This is a genomic window from Saccharothrix violaceirubra (genome assembly GCF_014203755.1).
Taxonomy (GTDB): Bacteria; Actinomycetota; Actinomycetes; order Mycobacteriales; family Pseudonocardiaceae; genus Actinosynnema; species Actinosynnema violaceirubrum.
Genome location: NZ_JACHJS010000001.1, coordinates 5,503,639 through 5,522,645 on the forward strand (window position 1 = coordinate 5,503,639; position 19,007 = coordinate 5,522,645).

The following is a 19,007-nucleotide window of genomic DNA, read 5'->3' on the forward strand; positions in this document are numbered from 1 at the left end:
CGCGCTGTCGTATCGCTGACGCGGCGATGACTCGCTCCGTCAGCGCGCGCTTAGGCTGGGGACGCGCGGAGAACGGAGCGAGGGGACGGTCATGGCGTCGGGTCCGTGGTTCGGTCTGCTCGGGCCCCTCCAGGTACGGCTGGACGATCGGCTCGTGCCCGTGCGCGCGGGCAAGCACCGGGCGCTGCTGGCGGCGTTGCTGCTGCGGGCGGGACGTGTCGTGCCGGTCGGCGACCTGGTCGCGTTCCTGTGGGGACAGGCGCCGCCGGCCCGGACCCGGGGCACGCTCCAGACCTACGTGATGCGGCTGCGCCAGCTCCTGGGCGACCCCTCGCTGATCCGCACGACCGCCGACGGGTACCGGATGGTGGTGCCGCCGGAACGCGTCGACGTGCACCGCTTCACCACGACCGCGGCACGGGCGAGCGCGGCGGCGCGGGCGGGCGACCTGGGCACGGCCGCGGACCTGTTCGCCGAGGCGCTGGGACTGTGGCGGGGCCAGGCGCTGGCCGACGTGCCGTCGTCGGCGTTGCGCGACGACGAGGTGCCCCGGCTGGCCGAGCGGCTGATGATCGCGCACGAAGAGCGCAACGACGTCGAACTCGCGTTAGGACGCCACGAACGGCTTGTGCCGGTACTGCGCGGCCTGACCGCCGACCACCCGCTCAGAGAGCGGTTCTGGGCGCAGCTCATGCTCGCCCTGCACCGGGGCAGCCGGCAGGCCGAGGCGCTGGAGGCGTTCCGCCGGGCCGATCACGTGCTCGGCGAGCAGCTCGGCGTCGAACCCGGCGACGAACTGCGCGGACTGCACCAGAAGATCCTCGTCGGCGACCCCGGCCTGGCCCTGCCCCGCCGCGGGCGGGACCCGGACGTGCCGCGCGGGCTGCCGCCGGACGTGCCGGGGTTCGTCGGCCGGGCGGCGGCCGTCGACCGGATCACCCGGCTGATCGCGCCGGACGGGTCGCGCACGGCCGTGCCGATCGTCGTGGTCGCGGGCGTCGCGGGCGTGGGCAAGACGGCCCTGGTGACGCACGTGGCGCACCGGCTGCGCGACCGGTTCCCGGACGGCCTGCTCTACGCGGACCTGCGCGGCTACACGGCCGGGCCGCCGGCCGAGACGATCGACGTGCTGTCGCGGTTCCTGCGGGCGCTGGGCGTGCCGCCGGAACGGATACCGGGCGACGTCGACGAGTGCGGCTCGCTGTTCCGCTCGCTGCTGGCCCAGCGCCGGATGCTGATCGTGCTGGACAACGCGGCGGCACCGGACCGGGTCCGGCCGCTGCTGCCCGGTGTGGCCGCGTGCCCGGTGCTGGTGACGAGCCGGTCGGACCTGCGTGGGCTGATCGCGGTGGACGGTGCGCGACCCGTGCCGCTGGACGTGCTCACGCCGGCCGAGGCGCAGACCCTGCTGGGCCGGTCGGGTCCGGCGGCGGCCGAACTGGCGCGGCGGTGCGGACACCTGCCGTTGACGCTGGGCATCGCGGCGGCCTCGATCGGGGACGAGCCGGTCGGGCACTACCTGGCCGCGCTCGGCGACCGGACCCCGGCGCGGCTGGCGCACGAACGCCAGTCCCCCGCGACCCGACGGCTGTTCGGGCTGCTGGGCGTCGTGCCGGGCGGGGACTTCGACGCGCAGGCGGCGGCGAACCTGGCGGACGTGCCGGTGCACGAGGCGGCGGAATCGCTCGACCGGCTCGCCGCGGTCCGACTGCTGGTCCGGCACGGCGACCGCTACGGATTCCACGACGAACTGGCCCGGTTCGCCCGGGAGTCGGAAGTCGCCGACGGCGCGGCGGCCCGGGTACGGCTGCTGGAGTACTACGCGGCGACGGTCGACCGGTGCGCCGAGGTGCTCTACCCCGACCTGGTGCGCCTGCCCGCGCCCGAACGCCGGCACCCGCGCGTGCCGGCCGTGGACACCCCTGCGCATGCGCGCGCCTGGCTGGACGCGGAACTGCACAACCTCACGTCCGCGATCCGCTCGGCCGCCGAACACGGACCGGCCGCGCTGTCGTGGCGGCTGGCCGACGGGCTGCGCGGCTACCTGTGGATCGGCCGGCACGTGGCGGAATGGCTGTGCAGCGCGCACTACGGGCTCGTCGCCGCGCACGACCAGCGCGACCGGGCCGGCGAAGCGGCGATGCACCGCAACCTCGGCACGCTCCACCGCCGCCTCGGCGACTTCGGCACGTCGATCTCGCACTACACGCGCGCGGTCGAACTGCACCGGCTGGACGGCGACCGGGACGCGGAGGCCGGCGTCCGGGCGGGACTGGGGCTGGTCCGGCTGGAGGCGGGCGACCTGGCGGCGGCGCGGGACGAGCTGGAGGCGTGCCTGGCCCTCCAGCGCGAGACCGGCGGCGCCCGGTCGGGCGAGGCGGGCGTGCTGGTCGGACTGGGCGCGTTGGCCGTGGAGACCGGCGAACCGGCCGAGGCCGTCGTGCTGCTGACCGAGGCGTTGTCGATCAGCACGGCGCACGGGTTGCGCGTCGCCGGGATCAGCGCGCGCACCCTGCTCGGTCTCGCCCTGCACCTGACCGGCGGGAACGGGGACGAGCACCTGGCCGAGGCGTTGCGGTCGAGCGTCGCGTCGGGGTTCACCGATGCCGCCGCCCGGGTTCTGGAGACCACGGCGTACGTGCGGCTGCGCGCGGGTGATCACGGGGCCGCGCTGTCGTTGGCGGACCGGGCGTTGACCGAGCTGCGCGACGGTGCCGATCAGCGGATCACGACGGACGTGCTGACGGTGATGGCCGCGGCCAACAGGGGGCTGGGGGCGCTCGATCTCGCCGATGCGCAGTACCAGCAGGCGTCGACCAAGGCACGGGCCATCGGGTACCGGGCGGGGCTCGCGCGGGCGTTGTCCGGGTTGGCGGGGTTGCGGCGGGTCCAGGGCGAGTTGGCGGAGTCGCTCATGCTGGCCGACCAGGCCGCGGCGCTGACCGCCGAGCTCGGCCTGTGCCTCCCCGCCGAGCTCGCGAGTCCTCCACTCGGGCACCCCGAAACACACACTCAGGCACCTCCTTTCGGGTGACCCCCATCCCGCGAGTCGTACGTCCGGACACCGCGAGTTATGCGTTCAGACACCGCGAGTTGTGCACTCGGGCACCGCGAGTTGTGTGTTCGGGTGCCGATCGTTGTGGGTTGGGTCGGTCGGCTCTGTTTCGTTTCTTGTCAGCCGGTCAGTAGGTGGGACAGGCGGTTGGCCAGGGTGTCCCAGCGCCACTCGCGTGACACCCAGTCCCGACCGGCCGCGCCCATCAGTCGTGCGGTGTCGCGGTCCGCCAGCAGGGTGCCGACGGCTTTCGCCACGTCGTCCACCGAGCGGCCGTCCACCACGTTTCCCGTCACGCCGTCGCGCACGGTTTCCGGTGCGCCGCCCGAACGGCCCGCCACGACCGGCAGGCCGGTGGCCGACGCCTCCAGGTACACCAGCCCCAGCCCTTCCACGTCGAGGCCCTTCCCGCGCGTTCGGCACGGCATCGCGAACACGTCGCCGGCGTTGTAGTGCGCGGGCAGCTCCTCCCACGGCACCGGGCCGGTGAACACGACGTGATCGGTCACGTCCGCGGCCGCGGCCAGGCGTTCCAGCGTCGAGCGGTAGCCACCGTCGCCCACGATCAGGAGGGCGGCGTCGGGTGCCGAATCGCGGATCTGTGGCAACGCCCGCACGAGGACGTCCTGTCCCTTACGCGCCACGAGTCGCGACACGCACACCACCACGGGTCGGTCGCCCAAGCCGTACCGCGCACGGATCTCCGCGCGGGCAGCCGGGTCCGGGGCGAACACCCCGGTGTCCACTCCGGACGGGAGGTGTTCCAGGGCCGCCATGGGTCCGAAGGCGGCGGCGAAGCGGGAGCGCGTGTACCGGCTCACGTACGTCACGACGTCCGAAGTGGACCCGATCGCCCGCAACGCCTGGCGAGCGCCGGGCAGCATCGACCAGCCCACCTCGTGCCCGTGCGTCGACGCCACGACCCGGTCGGCACCCAGTGCGGGGGCCATCAACGCCAACGGGGCCGCCGCGCCGAACCACACGGTCGAGCAGTCCGTCGCCCGGCGCAGGTCGGCGGCCTTCCTGATCACGTCGGGGGTCGGCAGCATCAGCGTGCCGCCGTGGCGGACGACCTCGAACGGCTGGTTCGCGTCGAACTCGGCGGCGCCCTCCCACGCGGGCGCGTACACCACGAGTTCGGGCAGGCGGCGCGCGAACGCGTGCAGGTACGCCTGGATCCCCCCGTGCCGGGGCGGGAAGTCGTTGGTCACCAAGAGGGTTCGCCGCACCCGCGACAGGTTACGGGAACGTGCTCCGGAGGAAATCGTGCCAGCCGCGCACGACCCCAGCCCGGTCGAGGCCGAACGTCCGCAGCGCCCCCTCCACATCGGACGACCGGGCGAGCAGCCGGTAGAACCCGACCAGGCGTGGTTCGCCGAGCACGGCGGCCAGGTAGGCGACCAGCGACCACGACCGCTGGTAGGCAGGTTCCGGGTCGGTCCGGAAGTCCGCGTCGGACGGCAGGTCGCCGAGTCGCCCGGCCCGCACCTCGGCCGCCAGCGTCGACGCCCACCCTGTGCCCAGGCCCCGGTAGCCGACGTAGTCGGCGAACCCCTCCAGCAGCCACATCGGGGCGCCGTCGGCCGTGGCCCCGCGGGCGACGACGTGCGTGATCTCGTGCCGCAGCAACACCCGCAGGGAGGCCGTGGGCAACGGTGACGCGAGCACGACCCGTTGTCCGGACGCCACGCCCGGGTCGGACACCGCGATGCCGGCGAGGCCGGCGGCGAATCCCGGTCCCACCAGGGCGTTCAGCTCTTCGCGGCCGGCGGGGACGTACACCGCGACCCGGCCGTTCCACGGTCCCCACACGGCACGCACGGCGTCCACGGCGCCGGGCAGTTCGGCGGACACGCGCGCGGCGAACTCCTCGCCGCCGGGGTGGGCGAGCACGAATCCGGCCGGCCCGTCGAGCACCGCGCACGGCCCGAAGTCCCACGGTCCGCGCCAGGTGTGCCGCCCGAAGCGTTCGAGGGCGGTGTCCGAGGCCAGGTACCAGCGACCGCCGCGGCGCGTGAACACGTACGCCATGTCCCGCACGCTCGGCACGGTGTCGACGTCCCGCAGCCGGTACTCCAGCCCGACCCGGGGCGTGGCAAGGGAATCCGCGTCCGCGGTGAGGCCGTCCGGCACGGCGGCGTCGTCGACCCGGTAGGACCACTGCGCCAAGGGCACCGCGGACAGGTTGCGGAACAGGGCGCGTTGGGCGTCCACGAACGCCGGGGACGCGTGCGGGTCGAGGTCGGCGAGGAACGCGGTCTCGTCACGCGTCAACACGGCCCGCGACCTCCGGTCGAGCACGTCCCGCACGGCCATGTCGTCGGTCACCGGCACGGACGCGACCGTCAGGAACAGCACGACGACCAGTAGGAACACGCGGACGGGGCCGCTCCTGGCAGGAGCGGCCCCGTCCGGAGAGGTCATCAGCCCGCGATGCGACGCATGGCGTAGATCGAGCCCGGCGCCTCCAGCGCGACGATCTTCACCGGCACGCCGTCGGTCGACGCGTGCACGACGCGCCCGTTGTCCACGGCCATGCCCACGTGCATGCCGCCGTTGTAGATGATCAGGTCGCCCGCGGTCACCTCGCCGCGCGAGACGGCACGCCCGGCGCCCGCCTGGCCCTGGCTGGTGCGCGGGATGCTCACACCCGCCGCGGCGTACGACTTCATGGTCAGGCCCGAGCAGTCCCACAGGTTCGGACCGGTCGCGCCGTACGAGTACATGTCGCCACGCTGGTCGAGTGCGAACTGGAGCGCCGCGCCCGCCGCGCCGGCGGGCACCGGCGGCTGCGAGGTGTCGCCCGGGTTCTTCAGGGTCGCCTTGTCGGAGTTGCTGAGCTGGTTGAGGACGTTCTTGACCTCGACGATCTGCTTGTCCAGCTCGCCCTTGCGCTTCGTGACGTCCTCGGTGATCTTCACCGCCTCGTCGGAAGCCTGCTGCGCCTTGGCCTGCGCCTCGGACGCCGCCTTCTTCGACTGCTCGGCGGTGTCGACCGCGGCCGACAGCTTCTCCAACGCCTCGGCGTTGTCCGCCGCGAGGATGCCCAGCGCGGACATGCGGTTGAGGAAGTCCTGCTGCGAATCGCTGACCAGCAGCGCCGAGAGCTGGTTGAACCGCGCGCCCTCGAAGGACGCCTCGGTCAGCTTGTCGACCTGGCCCCGGAACTGCTCCTCGTCGGACCTGGCCTGCTCGCCCGACTTGGTGGCCTGCGCGAGGTCGGCGTTGGCCTTGTCGAGTTCGGCCTGCTTGGCCGTCTGCTGCTCTTGGGCGCGGAGCAGTTCCTCGTTGAGCTTGGTCGCCTGCTCCGCCAGCTCGTTGTACTTCTTGAGCGCGTCGGACTGGTTGGTGGGCTGCGCGTTGGCGGGAACGGGCGTGATGCCCACCGCCGCGGCGGCCACCGCGGTCGCCGCGATCAGACCGCGTTTGAATCGTTGCGACGCCACAGTCGTGCGTCTCTCCTTCGTGTGTACCGCCAGGTGGGTCCGGGCGTGACGCGACGCATCTTCCCGCGAACCCGGTTTTTCCGGCTCGGCTCCCCGCGTGCCGATACGGCGGTGATCCCGCGCCGCCGGCCAGGGTGGACGGCGAAGCCCCGCGAGGTCTCGGCCAGGTTACGAAAAGTGAGCGCCCACGTCCACCCGTCCCGGCCCGAATACCTTTCGGGTTCATTACGATCCACGAACGGGCCAGCGAGGACACTCCCCGTTGGTGTGAAAAACCCGACGGAGGTCACACCCTGCCCAGGCGTGCCAGCAGCACCGCCGACGGCACGGGGTGGGCGCCGCGGCGTCGGACGGAGTCGGCGACGGCCCGATCGGACGTGACCACCACCACGGGCCGGCCCTCCGGCTCGGCGGTCACCAACGCCCGGATCACGTCGTCCGCCAGCACACCCGGATCGCTGAACAGCACGCGCACACCTCGCGGCGCCGACGTGGGCACGGCCACCACGCCCGCGCCGTCGAACACCAGCGTGACCTCCGCGCCGGTCCGCGCGGCCAGCACCGCGAGCTGGTGCACGAGCCGGTCCCGCTGGTCCGACAACGACAGTTCGGGGTAACCCGTCTTGGTGACGTTATAGCCGTCCACGATCAGGTGGACGGCCGGCAGGGCCAGCAGCCGGTCCAGCGCCGCCGGGTCCTCGACCCGGCCCACCGCGCCCTGCGCCGCGCTCGCACCGCGCACCAGGTCCGCCGGACGCGGTCCCGCACCGCCCAACGCCAACTCCCGACGCAGGCCGTTGACCGCGCCGTCGAGCGTGTCCACGAGCAGCGCCAGCCGCACCTCGTCGGCCTGCCGTGCCTCCTTGGCGGACTGCCGAGCCACGTCCGCGTCCGCGACGGCGCGTTGTGCCTTGGCCCGTTCGTTCTCGGCCCGCTCGCGTTCCCGGTCGCGTTCGGCGGTCACCCGCCGCACCTCCGCATCGGTCAGCGCCCGGACCTTCTCGACCTCGGCCGCCGCGGCCTCGGCCCGGTCCTTGGCCTCGCGCAACCGCACACCCTGCTCTCGCAGGCGTTTGCGCAGCCGCTCCAGCTCGACCTCGGCCTCCTCGCGGATCTTGTCCGCCGCGCCGCCGACCTCGGCGCGTTCGGTGCGCAACCGGTCCAGCTCGGACTCGAGGCGTTCCGCGCGCAGCACGGCCGTGTCCCGCTCGGCGCGCAACGACGCGTCCGACGCCCGCCGCCCGACCAGCTCCACGAAGTGCGCCGCGACCTCCTCGCCCTGCAGGATCGCCGCCGCGCCCGCCGTCACCGGGTCCGGCGAGGTGGTCTCCAACGTCGCGGGCCGGTTGCGGCGCAACCACTCCACGACCGCCGCCCGGAAGTTCGCCGACCCGCGCAGCCCGCCGAGCAACGCCGACGCGCCCAACCGCGCGCGTTTCGTCGGCGCGAACCGCGCGACCGCCCGCAGCGACTGCGGCACGTCGACCTTCGCCAGCTCGCCCAGGGCATCGGCGCTCAACTCGGCCAGCCGCACGCGCAACGGCTCGGGCAACCCGGCCCAGTCCACGGCCGATTCGCCGACCGGGTCGTCCTCCGAGACCGCGTCGTCGGCCGTGTCCAGCGGCGTGATCGGGTCCTGCACCCGTACAGGCTACGACCCGCGCACAGGCGACACCGATCCGGTAACGCGAGGTGGCGCGCCTTGTAATGAAGAATTGTCGGTGCCGACCATTATCGTCCCGGCCGATGACCACTCAACTGTCGTTCGACGAGCTGGGAACCCCGTTGCGGGACACCACGTTCGTCGTGTTCGACCTGGAGACCACGGGCGGCAGCGCCACCGAGGACGCGATCACCGAGATCGGCGCGGTGAAGGTGCGCGGCGGTCGGGTGCTGGGCGAGTTCGGCACGCTCGTCGACCCGCGGCGCGGCATCCCGCCGCAGGTGGTCGCGCTCACCGGCATCACGCAGGCGATGGTGTCCGCCGCGCCGGCGCTCGACGCGGTGCTGCCCGCGTTCCTGGAGTTCGTCGGCGACGCGGTGCTCGTGGCGCACAACTCCGGCTTCGACGTCGGCTTCCTCAAGGCCGCGTGCGAGCGGCACGGCTATCGACGGCCCACGTCGTCCGTGGTGTGCACGGTCAAGCTCGCCCGCCGTGTGCTGACCCGCGACGAGGCGCCGTCGTGCCGGTTGTCGGCGCTGTCCGCGCTGTTCGGCGTGGCCGAGATGCCCAACCACCGCGCGTTGACCGACGCGCGGGCCACCGTCGAGGTGCTGCACCGGCTGCTCGAACGCGTCGGCAACCAGGGCGTGCACTCGTTGGAGGAACTGCTCGCCTACCTGCCGGACGTGTCGCCGGCCCAGCGGCGCAAGCGGTCCCTGGCCGCGGACCTGCCGGCGGAACCGGGCGTGTACCTGTTCCGCGGCCCGTCGGACGAGGTGCTCTACGTCGGCACGGCGTCCGATCTGCGCCGCCGGGTGCGGCAGTACTTCACGGCGTCGGAGGGCCGTCGCCGGGTGCGCGAGATGGTGGCCTTGGCCGTGCGGGTCGACTCGGTGGTGTGCGCGCACGCGTTGGAGGCGTCGGTCCGCGAACTGCGCCTGCTCACCGCGTACAAACCCGCCTACAACCGCAGGTCGAAGAACGCGTCGGCGGCGTGGTGGCTGACCCTGACCGACGAGGCGTTCCCCCGGCTGTCGCTGGTCCGCACGCCGCGCCCGGGCGCCCTGGGGCCGTTCCGCACCCGGCGGTCGGCCGAGAACGCGCTGGACGCCGTGCTCGACGCCGTGCCGCTGCGCGCGTGCAACCAGCGGATACCGGCTTCGGGCGGCAGCGGCACGCCGTGCGCGCTGTACGGGATGGGTCGCTGCAAAGCGCCGTGCGCGGGCCTCCAGGACGTGACCGACTACGAGCCGGCCGCCACGACGTTCCGCGAGCTGGTGTCCGGCCGGACGACCGCGCCCCTGCACGACGTCGCGACCGCGTTGGAAGACCTTTCCGCCGCCGAGCGCTTCGAGGAGGCGGGCACCCGACGTGACCGCTTGGCCGCGTTGATCCGCGTCCTGGACCGGGGGCAACGCCTCGCGGCCCTGGCCGCGCTCCCCGAACTGGTGGTGGCCAGACCCGACGGCGAGTACGGCTGGGAGTTCGCGGTGGTGCGCCACGGCCGCCTGGCCTCGGCCGGGGTGGCCCGACGGGGCGTAGCACCGATGCCGGTCGTGGCGGCCCTGGTGGCGAGCGCGGAAACCGTGGTCCCGCGGCCCGGTCCGCTCTTCGGCACGCCACCCGAGGAGGTCGCCCTGGTCCTGCGGTGGATCGACCGACCGGGGTCGAGGCTGGTCCACTGCGACACCCCGTGGGCCTCGCCCGCGCGGGCCGCCGCGACCTGGCGGTCGTGGGCGGAACGCGCCGAGGCCGGCCGCGACCTGTACCGCCACGCCGAGCACTAGCATTGGGCCCACCCCGAGCACCCGAGGAGGACCCGTGATCACCGCGATCGTGCTGATCCAGGCCGCCGCCGACACCATCCCGGACGCGGCGCAGGCGATCGCCGACATCGAGGGCGTCACCGAGGTCTACTCGTGCGCCGGCGACGTCGACCTGATCGCCCTGGTGAAGGTGGAGCGCCACGAGGACCTGGCCGCCCTGGTCCCCGGCCGCATCAGCAAGGTGCCCGGCGTCCTGAACACCGACACCCACATCTCGTTCCGCTCGTACTCCAAGCGGGACGCCGAGGACGCCTTCTCCATCGGCCTGTAGCCCTGGCGTGTCCCCGCCCGCACGTCGGTGAGCCCGACGTGCCCGTTCGGGCTGCGCGGGTGCGGATCTCGTGGTGTCCGGACGCGAAAGTCACGGTGCCTGAACGCACAACTCGCGGTGTCCGAGTGCACAACTCGCGGTGTCCGAGTGCACAACTCGCGGTGTCCGAGTGCGTGTTTCAGGGTGTCCGAGTGGAGGACTCGCGGGTACGCGAGAGGCCCCGCACCCCAAGGGGGCGGGGCCTCTCGGCGGAGGGCTCAGGCTTCGTGCTTGCCGGGCAGGGCCGGCTTGTTCTCCGCGGTCAACGAGTCCGTCGCCGCACCGTGCTCGGCACGGGCACGCGCCAGCGCGGCGGTCTCCTCCGGCTTGTCCGGCGTCAGGAAGCTGCCGGGCACCGGGTGGCCGGCCGACCCCAGCTTGTTCATCTTCTTCGGCACGGACGCGCCCTGGTACTCCAACGGGAGCGGGTGGCCGTGGTCGTCCACCGGGCCCAGCGGCTGGTGGATCTCGATGAACTCGCCGTGCGGCAGGCGCTTGATGATGCCCGTCTCGACACCGTGCTCCAGCACCTCGCGGTCGGCGCGCTGGAGACCGATGCACAGCCGGTAGGTGAGGAAGTAGGCGATCGGCGGCAGCACGAGCAGGCCGATGCGGCCCATCCACGTCGTCGCGTTCAACGAGATGTCGAACTTGTACGCGAAGATGTCGTTCGCGCCCATGAGCAGCAGGACCATGAAGTACGTGATGGCCATGACGCCCAACGACGTCCGGACCGGCACGTCACGCGGACGCTGCAGCAGGTTGTGGTGCGCGTAGTCCTTGGTCATCTTGCGTTCGATCCACGGGTACGCGGCGGCGATGCCGGTCAGCAGCGGCAGACCGAGCATGAACGGCCAGAACGGCGCCGGGATCATGTAGTCGCCGAGGTACAGCTCCCACGCGGGCCAGATGCGGACCAGGCCGTCGGTCCAGCCCATGTACCAGTCGGGCTGCGAACCCGCCGACACCTGCGCCGGGTTGTACGGGCCGAAGTTCCACACCGGGTTGATCTGGAAGATGCCGCCCATGATCGCGGTGACGGCCGTGACCACGGCGAAGAAGCCGCCGCCCTTGGCCGCGAACACCGGCATGATCCGCACGCCGACGACGTTGGTCTCCTTGCGGCCCACGCCCGGGAACTGGGTGTGCTTCTGGTACCAGACCAGGCCCAGGTGCACGGCGATCAGCGCCAGGATGATGCCCGGGATGACCAGGATGTGCAGCGTGTAGAGCCGCGGGATGATCTCGGTGCCGGGGAACTCGCCGCCGAACGCCAGCCAGTTGAGCCACGTGCCGATCACCGGGAACGAGATCAGCAGGGCCGCCATCACGCGCAGGCCGGTGCCGGACAGCAGGTCGTCGGGCAGCGAGTAGCCGAGGAAGCCCTCGATCGCGCCGAGCATGAACAGCACGATGCCGATGACCCAGTTGATCTCACGGGGACGCCGGAAGGCACCCGTGAAGAAGATCCGGAACATGTGCACGACGATCGCGGCCATGAACAGCAGCGCGGCCCAGTGGTGGACCTGCCGGACGAACAGACCGCCGCGCACCTCGAACGAGATCTGCAGCGTCGACTCGAACGCCCGGGACATCTCGATGCCCTGGAGGTTCACGAAGCTGCCGTGATAGACGACCTCCTCCATGGAGGGGTCGAAGAACAGCGCCAGGTAGGTGCCCGACAGCAGCAGGATGATGAAGCTGTAGAGCGCGATCTCGCCGAGCAGGAACGACCAGTGCGTCGGGAAGACCTTGTTCAACTGCTTGCGGATGCCGCCCGCCATGTGGAACCGGTCGTCGGCCCACTTCGCGGCGCCGCCCGCCAAGCGGGCCCCGGCACCCTGCCGCTTTGTCGGCGTGGTGATGCCGCTCATGACTTACGCTCCCAGAACGCCGGACCCACGGCCTCGATGAAGTCGCCGCGGGCGATCAGGTAACCGTCTTCGTCCACGGTGATCGGGAGCTGCGGGAGCGCCCGGGTGGCCGGGCCGAAGCGCGGCTTGCCGTAGTGGAAGACGTCGAACTGCGACTGGTGGCAGGGGCACAGCAGCAGACCGGTCTGCTGCTCGTACAGGGAGGTCGGGCACCCGAGGTGGGTGCAGATCTTCGAGTACGCGTAGAAGTCGCCGTAGTTGAACTCCTCCTGACCGTCCCGCTTCACGACCTCCTGGCCGGGACGCAGGCGGATCAGCATGACCGGGTTGTCGGCCCGCTTGAGGGCGGCGACCAGCGCTTCCTCGTCGTCGCGTTCGGACTCGCGGAACGGGAACACGGTCTCGAAGCCACCGGCGGCCAGGTCCTCGGGCCGGATCAGCTCGACGTCGTGGAACCGGCCGGTGTGCCGGCGCAGGTAGACCTTCTCGCCGTTCTCGGCCTTCCACCCGGTGTGCCACAGCGAGTTCTTGGTCTCGCTGTCCTGCCACGGGTTCTTGACCAGCGCGCCCAGCGGCACGGCCAGCACGCCGAGGCCGAACACGCCGGCGCCCAGGCCCGCGGTCCGCTTGATCAGCGACCGGCGGCCGATCGTGGAGCGCACGCCCGCGTCGGCGAGTTCGGCGAGCACCGTGGCCTTGTCGATCTCGGGCGAGCCGCCGTCGTGGCGCTGCTGGACGGCCAGCTCCTCCGGGATGAACTTCTTGGTGTACAGCAGCGCGCCGACGCCCAGGGCCAGGATGGACAGGCCGAGCGTGAAACCGATGAGCGGCGTGTACAGGCTGTACAGGATGTGCTCGTCGGTGTGCGGCGCCTCGTACTTCCACGGCCAGAACAGGAACGCGCCGAGGAACGCCAGGCCGGCGAGCGCGGCGATGGTGAACCACAGTGCGACGGTCCGCTCGGCCCGGCGCTCCGCGCGCGTGCCCTTGACCGGCCAACGCTCCTCGTAGTGGACGAGTTCGACGCCGTCGATGGCGGTACCGAGCTTGACCAGCTCGTCCCGGTCCATGTCCGCGAGTTCCGCCTCCGAGGGCAGCCCGTCCGGCTTACCGCCGCTCATGCCTTGGCTCCGATCCAGAGGGTCACGCCGATCAGGGCGGCGATACCCACGATGAACGCGATCAGGCCCTCCGATACCGGCCCGAGGCCGCCGAGGGGGGCGCCGCCGGGGTTGTTGTTCCCGTCGGTCACCGACTTGATGTACGCGATGATGTCCTTCTTCTCCTCCGGCGTGAGCTGCCGGTCGGAGAACTTCGGCATGTTCTGCGGACCGGTGAGCATCGCCGTGTACAGCTGCTCCTCGGTCACGCCGTCCAGCTCGGGTGCGAACTTCCCGGACGACAGCGCCCCGCCGCGACCGGTGAAGTTGTGGCACGCCGCGCAGTTGAGGCGGAACAGCTCGCCGCCGCGGGCCGGGTCCTCGCCGCGGAGCGCTTCGCCACGCTCCTCGGGGGTCTCCGGGCCGCCGCCACGCGACTGGATGAAGGCGCCGAGCGCCTCGATCTCCTCGGGCGAGAACGCCGCCGGCTTGCGCTGGGCCTGGGCCTCCTGGCGGGCCATCGGCATGCGGCCGGAGGACACCTGGAAGTAGACGGCCGCCTCGCCGACACCGATCAGGCTCGGGCCGCGGTCCTCGACGCCGTCGAGGTTCGCGCCGTGGCAGCTGATGCAGGTGTTGTTGTAGAGCTGCTCGCCCAGTCGCACCTGCGCCGGGTCCTCCGTCGCCTGCGCGGTCTGCGGCTGCGGTGCCAGCGCGCTGAACAGGAAGCCCGCGCTCAACAGCGCGAAGCCCAGCGCGAGCAGGCCCGAGATCCGCCGACGCAGCTTGCTGCGCTTCCGGGCCCGTGTGGTGATGGTGGTCATGAGAACGGCAACCCTTGCTGGTGGGAGTTCGGGGTTCGGGCTGGTCAGGGCACGATGTAGATGATGGCGAACAGGCCGATCCACACCACGTCGACGAAGTGCCAGTAGTACGACACGACGATGGCCGAGGTCGCCTGTGCCGGCGTGAACTTGCTCAGCTTCGTACGCACCAGCAGGTAGACGAACGCGATCAGGCCGCCGATCACGTGCAGACCGTGGAAGCCGGTCGTCAGGTAGAAGACGGTGCCGTACGCGGACCCGGGGATCGTGGTGCCCTCGTGCACGAGGTTGATGTACTCACCCGCCTGGCCGGCGACGAAGATCGCGCCCATGATCAACGTGACGACGTACCACCGACGGAGGCCGAACACGTCGCCACGCTCGGCGGCGAACACGCCAAGCTGACAGGTGAACGACGATGCCACCAGGATGACCGTGAAGAACAGTGCGTAAGGCACGTTCAGCTCGGTCGGCTCCGGCGGCCAGTGCCCTTCGTTCTGGGCCTTCACCGTGAAGTACATGGCGAAGAGCCCGGCGAAGAACATGAGCTCACTGGACAGCCAGACGATCGTGCCGACGCTGACCATGTTCGGGCGGTTCAGCGAGTGCACGCGCTGGCCGATTGAGGGCGCTGCCGTTGTCACACGACGCATTATTGCTTGCAGGTTTTCGCTCCGCCCATCGGGTCCGGGGCGGGTCGACGGGTCGTCTCGATCACAGGTCGGAGTGGGTGCGATGGGACTGCTGGACGCCTTGCGACGAAGGCTCGCGCGCGGTGCCGTACCGACGTTGGCGATCGACTCGCCGGGGCTGCGCGTGGTCGTGACCGCGTTCGACCTCGTCGAGGCCGACTCGGCGGTGCTGGCCCGGTCGCCCGAGTGGGACCCCGCCGCCGACGCCGTGCTGCGCCACCACCTCGAACTGCCCGCTGACCAGGTACAACGCGCGCGCGAGCTGCTCGCGCCGGACGGGTGGGAGCTGCGGGAGGGCTCGCCCGCGTACGCGTTGCGCGTGCAGAAGCTGGACGTGCTGGGCTGCGCCCGGGAGCGGTCCCGGATGGCCGGGCTCGCCCAGCGGCTGGGCGGCGACTGGATCGGATGGGACGCGCTTCAGGTGTGCCGGGGTAATGCGGATAACATCGTCGCAACCTGGCACCCGACCCGCCGGAGGACCGCAGATGAGCGCGCAACCGACCAGGATCCTGGTGTTCAGCCACCGCCCCGAGGTGCGTGAGACGATCATCACTGCGGTCGGCCGCCGACCCGCGCCCGACCTGGGCCGCGTCGACTACGTGGAGGTCGGCGCGATCGCGGACGTCCTGTACGAGATGGACAAGGGCGGCGTCGACCTCGCGATCCTCGACGGCGAGGCGCAGCCCACCGGCGGCATGGGCCTGTCCCGGCAGCTCAAGAACGAGATCGCCGACTGCCCCCCGATCGTGGTGGCGGTGCGGCGCAAGGACGACCGGTGGCTGGCCACGTGGTCGCAGGCGGACGCGGTGATCGTCCACCCGCTCGACCCGCTGGCCGCCGCCGAGACCGTGGCCGAGGTGCTGCGGTCGACGGCCGTTCCCGTCGTGCGCGGCTGACCGCCATGACGGCTCTGTCCTGGCCTTCGCTGCTGTCCAGACTCGTCGACCGCGGGGACCTGTCCGAAGAGGACACCTCGTGGGCGATGGACCAGATCATGTCCGGCGCGGCGACGCAGGCGCAGATCGGCGGGTTCGCGGTCGCGCTGCGCGCCAAGGGCGAGACGCCCGCCGAGGTGGACGGCCTGGCCTCGGCGATGCTGCGGCACGCACGCCGGTTCACCGTGGACGTGCGGTCGATGGACGTCGTCGGCACGGGCGGTGACAACTCCGGGTCGGTGAACATCTCGACCATGGCAGCGCTGGTCACGGCGGCGGCGGGCGTGCCCGTGGTGAAGCACGGCAACCGCGCGGCGTCGTCGCAGACCGGCACGGCCGACGTGCTGGAGGCGTTGGGCGTCGCCATCGACCTGCCCGCTACGGGGGTCCAGCGGACCCTGGCCGAACTGGGCATCGGTTTCTGCTTCGCCCCGATCTTCCACCCGGCGTTCCGCTACACCAGCGGCCCCCGGCGTGAGCTGGGCATTCCCACCCCGTTCAACCTGCTCGGACCGCTGACCAACCCGGCGCAGCCGGACGCGGGCCTGATCGGCTGCGGCCGGGACGGCGTCGGCGGGCTGATCGCGTCGGTGTTCGCGCGGCGCGGCAAGACGGCGCTGGTGGTGCGCGGCGACGACGGCCTGGACGAGATCACCACGACGACCACGACGTCGGTGTGGGTGGCGTCCGGCGGTTCCGTGCGGACCGACCGGATCGACCCGTCGGTGCTGGGTGTGCGCGCGGCGTTGCCGGCGGACCTCAAGGGCGGCGACCCGGCGCTGAACGCCGAGGTCGTGCGGGACTTCGTGGGCGGCAAACCGGGGGCCGTGCGCGATGCCGTGCTGCTCAACGCGGCCGGTGCGATCGCGACCTTCGCCGGGTTCGGCCCGGACCTGCACGCGGACCTGGCGGCGGGCCTGACCCGCGCCGCCGAGGCCGTGGACTCGGGCGCGACCGCCACCCTCCTGCGCACCTGGGCCACCCTCTCCACGACCCTGAAGGCCGAACTCCCCGACCCCTGATCCGCGAGTCATGCGTTCGGACACCGCGAGTTGTGCACTCAGACACCGCCCACCCCCGCGAGTCCTCCACTCAGGCACCCCGAAACACGCGCCCAGGCACCCTGAAATACGCACTCGGACACGTCCGCGCGTGAACCCCGCGGTGGTGGGGCATGCTGGAGGCATGCTCTACACGGTCATGAAGCGGGTGGTCGCGCCCTCCGCGCGCCTGGTGTGGCGGCCTCGGGTCGAGGGGCTGGAGAACGTGCCGGAGTCGGGAGCCGTCATCCTGGCGCCCAACCACCTCTCGTTCATCGACAGCATCGTCCTGCCCATGGTGGTGCCCAGGCGGGTGTCCTTTTTGGCCAAGGCCGAGTACTTCGAGGGCCGAGGGGTCAAAGGTGCCCTCTCCCGGTACTTCTTCGGGGGCCTGGGCCACGTCCCGGTCAAGCGTGGTGCCGGCCGCGCGGCCCGCGCCTCCCTGGACACGGCCAACGAGATCCTCACGGCGGGCGGTGCCTTCGCCATCTACCCGGAGGGCACGCGCAGCCTCGACGGCCGGCTGCACCGGGGCCGCACGGGCGTCGCACGCCTCGCGTTGGAATCCGGGGCACCGGTCGTGCCGGTCGGCATCACGGGCACGGACCGGGTCCAGCCGGTCGACCGGCGGCTCCCCCGGCTCGCGCCTGTGACGATCCGCTTCGGCGAACCGTTGGACTTCTCGCGGTACGCGGGCATGGCCGAATCGCTTCCGGTGTTGCGCTCCATCACCGACGAGATCGTCTACCGCATCCTCGACCTGTCCGGCCAGGAGTACGTGGACCGGTACCAGAACTCGAACGCGGCCTGAAACGCGAAACGGCCTCCCCGGTCCGGGGAGGCCGTTTCGACGTGGAACTCAGTGGTGGTTCGGGCCGGTGTGGTACTCGAACACCAGGCCGCCGACCGCGATCAGCACGAGCACGACCGCGATGACCAGCAGCCACACGTGCCAGAACGCGAGCGCCACGCCCGCGGTGCCGGCGGCGGCGGCCAGGGCGACCGGCCAGTACGAACCCGGGCTGAAGAAGCCCAGCTCGCCCGCACCGTCGCTGACCTCGGCCTCGGCGTTGTCCTCGGGCCGCACCTCGATGCGCCGGGCCACGAACCGGAAGTACGTGCCCACGATCAGCGCCAGGCCGCCGGTCAACGCCAGGGCGACCGCGCCGACGGGCTCCACCACTCCGGTGGCCGACCACGTCCAGTAGCCGTACACGACGGCCATCAGGAACGAGAAGCCCATCACCAGGTCAAAAATGCGCGCTTCGACCTTCATCGGGAATCGTCCTCCTACTTCCCGCCGCCGGTGGACGCCTCGCGGACGGTCCGGTCGGTGTCGAAGGGCTTGGTGGTGACGGCGTGCGGGGTGCACAGCTCGCCGCAGTCCATCTCCGTCAACGCCTCGGCGGCGGTGTACGGCTTGCCGGTCTTCTCGTTGGTCTTCTGGCGCAGGCCGATGTACTCGTCGAACAGGGCCGGCTTGAGCGCGCGGACCTCGAAGTTCATGACCGAGTGGTAGGTGCCGCACAGCTCGGCGCACCGGCCGACGAACGAGCCCTCACGGTCGATCTTCGTGATCTCGAAGGAGGAGTCCTGGTTGTTCTTCTTCGGCAGCGGGAAGACGTCCCGCTTGAAGTGGAACTCCGGCACGTAGAACGAGTGGATGACGTCGGTCGACTCCAGGTTGAACCGGATCGACTTGTCCGACGGCACGACCAGCAGCGGGATCTCGCCCGAGCTGCCGACCGTGCTGACCGGCCCGTCGGCGGTCTTGAACTCCGGGTAGCGGAACTCCCAGTTCCACTGGAAGGCGATCACGTCGACGGTCACGTCCGGCTTCTCGGACTTGTCCGTCACGTAGTTCTGGGTGACCGCCGTGAAGTAGAAGAGCACGGCGACGATGACCGTCGGCACGACGATGAGCACCAGTTCCAGCGGCAGGTTGTACGCGACCTGGCGCGGCAGCTCCTCGCTCTTCTTGCGGTGGAAGGCGACCGACCAGAGGATCAGCCCCCACACGATCACGCCGACCGCGAGCGCGGCGACGACGGACCACGTCCACAGCTCGCGCATCTTCTCGGCCTGCGGCGTCACGGCCACCGGCCAGCCGAAGCGCAGCACCTCATCCGTGGAGCAACCCGTGGCCCCGATGCCGACCAGGCCGACCAGCCCGACGACCTTCGCCAGCCGCGCTGCCCTGGTGCCCTCCTTCAGGCCCACTGCTCGCCGCCTCCTCGCTGCT

16 protein-coding genes and 1 pseudogene are annotated in these 19,007 nt (G+C 71.6%); 7 read left to right on the top strand and 10 right to left on the bottom strand.

The features are described 5' to 3' along the window. Nucleotides 1-91: 91 nt before the first annotated feature. Entirely contained in the window at nucleotides 92-3,034 is a 2,943-nt protein-coding gene (locus F4559_RS25095; RefSeq protein ID WP_184672647.1) for an AfsR/SARP family transcriptional regulator, read from the top strand. Nucleotides 3,035-3,174: 140 nt separating this feature from the next. Here F4559_RS25095 and F4559_RS25100 read toward each other — a convergent pair whose 3' ends face one another. The 4 genes from F4559_RS25100 to F4559_RS25115 all read right to left on the bottom strand — a co-directional run bounded on the left by F4559_RS25100 (nucleotide 3,175) and on the right by F4559_RS25115 (nucleotide 8,122). Next, complete coding sequence (locus F4559_RS25100; RefSeq protein ID WP_184672649.1) at nucleotides 3,175-4,284, bottom strand: glycosyltransferase family 4 protein; 1,110 nt, start codon at nucleotides 4,282-4,284, stop codon at nucleotides 3,175-3,177. A gap of 10 nt (nucleotides 4,285-4,294) precedes the next feature. Further along, a complete protein-coding gene (locus F4559_RS25105) occupies nucleotides 4,295-5,431 on the bottom strand; it encodes a hypothetical protein (RefSeq protein WP_184672657.1) in 1,137 nt (378 codons plus the stop codon). 47 nt (nucleotides 5,432-5,478) lie between these two features. Next, nucleotides 5,479-6,501 carry a C40 family peptidase gene (locus F4559_RS25110; protein ID WP_184672659.1) on the bottom strand — a complete coding sequence of 341 codons (1,023 nt, stop codon included), beginning with the start codon at nucleotides 6,499-6,501 and terminating at the stop codon, nucleotides 5,479-5,481. Between the two features lie 286 nt (nucleotides 6,502-6,787). After that, nucleotides 6,788-8,122 carry an NYN domain-containing protein gene (locus F4559_RS25115; RefSeq protein ID WP_221448358.1) on the bottom strand — a complete coding sequence of 445 codons (1,335 nt, stop codon included), beginning with the start codon at nucleotides 8,120-8,122 and terminating at the stop codon, nucleotides 6,788-6,790. 125 nt (nucleotides 8,123-8,247) lie between these two features. On the opposite strand from F4559_RS25115, the gene F4559_RS25120 reads away from it, so the two are divergent. Next, complete coding sequence (locus F4559_RS25120; protein WP_184672661.1) at nucleotides 8,248-9,951, top strand: DEDD exonuclease domain-containing protein; 1,704 nt, start codon at nucleotides 8,248-8,250, stop codon at nucleotides 9,949-9,951. 34 nt (nucleotides 9,952-9,985) lie between these two features. Further along, complete coding sequence (locus F4559_RS25125; RefSeq protein ID WP_184672663.1) at nucleotides 9,986-10,261, top strand: Lrp/AsnC family transcriptional regulator; 276 nt, start codon at nucleotides 9,986-9,988, stop codon at nucleotides 10,259-10,261. A 257-nt stretch (nucleotides 10,262-10,518) separates the two neighbouring features. On the opposite strand, the gene qcrB is transcribed toward F4559_RS25125, so the two are convergent. The 4 genes from qcrB to ctaE are packed head-to-tail and all read right to left on the bottom strand — an operon-like array spanning nucleotide 10,519 to nucleotide 14,751. Further along, the gene (qcrB, locus tag F4559_RS25130) at nucleotides 10,519-12,174 is read right to left on the bottom strand and encodes a cytochrome bc1 complex cytochrome b subunit (protein WP_184672665.1); all 1,656 of its coding nucleotides are present in this window, start codon (nucleotides 12,172-12,174) and stop codon (nucleotides 10,519-10,521) included. Then, nucleotides 12,171-13,295 (bottom strand): cytochrome bc1 complex Rieske iron-sulfur subunit, encoded by a 1,125-nt coding sequence (qcrA, locus tag F4559_RS25135; RefSeq protein ID WP_184672667.1) that lies wholly within the window; start codon nucleotides 13,293-13,295, stop codon nucleotides 12,171-12,173. Before qcrA ends, qcrB begins: the two co-directional genes overlap by 4 nt. Further along, a complete protein-coding gene (gene qcrC, locus F4559_RS25140) occupies nucleotides 13,292-14,098 on the bottom strand; it encodes a cytochrome bc1 complex diheme cytochrome c subunit (RefSeq protein WP_184672669.1) in 807 nt (268 codons plus the stop codon). Before qcrC ends, qcrA begins: the two co-directional genes overlap by 4 nt. 44 nt (nucleotides 14,099-14,142) lie before the next feature. Next, complete coding sequence (gene ctaE, locus F4559_RS25145; RefSeq protein WP_184672671.1) at nucleotides 14,143-14,751, bottom strand: aa3-type cytochrome oxidase subunit III; 609 nt, start codon at nucleotides 14,749-14,751, stop codon at nucleotides 14,143-14,145. Nucleotides 14,752-14,833: 82 nt separating this feature from the next. On the opposite strand from ctaE, the pseudogene F4559_RS25150 reads away from it, so the two are divergent. The 4 genes and pseudogenes from F4559_RS25150 to F4559_RS25165 form a co-directional block, all read left to right on the top strand. Then, a pseudogene (locus F4559_RS25150) lies at nucleotides 14,834-15,211 on the top strand (hypothetical protein); the annotation flags it as partial. 64 nt (nucleotides 15,212-15,275) lie between these two features. Continuing rightward, nucleotides 15,276-15,686 (top strand): hypothetical protein, encoded by a 411-nt coding sequence (locus F4559_RS25155; RefSeq protein ID WP_184672673.1) that lies wholly within the window; start codon nucleotides 15,276-15,278, stop codon nucleotides 15,684-15,686. 5 nt (nucleotides 15,687-15,691) lie between these two features. Further along, nucleotides 15,692-16,747, top strand: coding sequence for an anthranilate phosphoribosyltransferase (trpD, locus tag F4559_RS25160; protein WP_184672675.1), 1,056 nt, complete (start codon nucleotides 15,692-15,694; stop codon nucleotides 16,745-16,747). Between the two features lie 163 nt (nucleotides 16,748-16,910). Then, nucleotides 16,911-17,576, top strand: coding sequence for a lysophospholipid acyltransferase family protein (locus tag F4559_RS25165; RefSeq protein ID WP_184672677.1), 666 nt, complete (start codon nucleotides 16,911-16,913; stop codon nucleotides 17,574-17,576). 48 nt (nucleotides 17,577-17,624) lie between these two features. On the opposite strand, the gene F4559_RS25170 is transcribed toward F4559_RS25165, so the two are convergent. Then, nucleotides 17,625-18,041: a cytochrome c oxidase subunit 4 gene (locus F4559_RS25170; RefSeq protein ID WP_184672679.1), complete on the bottom strand. Its 417-nt coding sequence runs from the start codon at nucleotides 18,039-18,041 to the stop codon at nucleotides 17,625-17,627. A 14-nt stretch (nucleotides 18,042-18,055) separates the two neighbouring features. After that, nucleotides 18,056-18,985, bottom strand: coding sequence for an aa3-type cytochrome oxidase subunit II (gene ctaC, locus F4559_RS25175; RefSeq protein WP_184672681.1), 930 nt, complete (start codon nucleotides 18,983-18,985; stop codon nucleotides 18,056-18,058). Nucleotides 18,986-19,007 lie beyond the last annotated feature (22 nt).

What these genes read in the sequence shown, in the direction of transcription:
- F4559_RS25095 (WP_184672647.1), top strand. Translation starts at nt 92, where the DNA reads ATGGCGTCGGGTCCGTGGTTCGGTCTGCTCGGGCCCCTCCAGGTACGG.
- F4559_RS25120 (WP_184672661.1), top strand. Translation starts at nt 8,248, where the DNA reads ATGACCACTCAACTGTCGTTCGACGAGCTGGGAACCCCGTTGCGGGAC.
- qcrB (WP_184672665.1), bottom strand. Translation starts at nt 12,174, where the DNA reads ATGAGCGGCATCACCACGCCGACAAAGCGGCAGGGTGCCGGGGCCCGC.
- qcrA (WP_184672667.1), bottom strand. Translation starts at nt 13,295, where the DNA reads ATGAGCGGCGGTAAGCCGGACGGGCTGCCCTCGGAGGCGGAACTCGCG.
- qcrC (WP_184672669.1), bottom strand. Translation starts at nt 14,098, where the DNA reads ATGACCACCATCACCACACGGGCCCGGAAGCGCAGCAAGCTGCGTCGG.
- ctaE (WP_184672671.1), bottom strand. Translation starts at nt 14,751, where the DNA reads ATGCGTCGTGTGACAACGGCAGCGCCCTCAATCGGCCAGCGCGTGCAC.
- F4559_RS25155 (WP_184672673.1), top strand. Translation starts at nt 15,276, where the DNA reads ATGAGCGCGCAACCGACCAGGATCCTGGTGTTCAGCCACCGCCCCGAG.
- trpD (WP_184672675.1), top strand. Translation starts at nt 15,692, where the DNA reads ATGACGGCTCTGTCCTGGCCTTCGCTGCTGTCCAGACTCGTCGACCGC.
- F4559_RS25165 (WP_184672677.1), top strand. Translation starts at nt 16,911, where the DNA reads ATGCTCTACACGGTCATGAAGCGGGTGGTCGCGCCCTCCGCGCGCCTG.
- F4559_RS25170 (WP_184672679.1), bottom strand. Translation starts at nt 18,041, where the DNA reads ATGAAGGTCGAAGCGCGCATTTTTGACCTGGTGATGGGCTTCTCGTTC.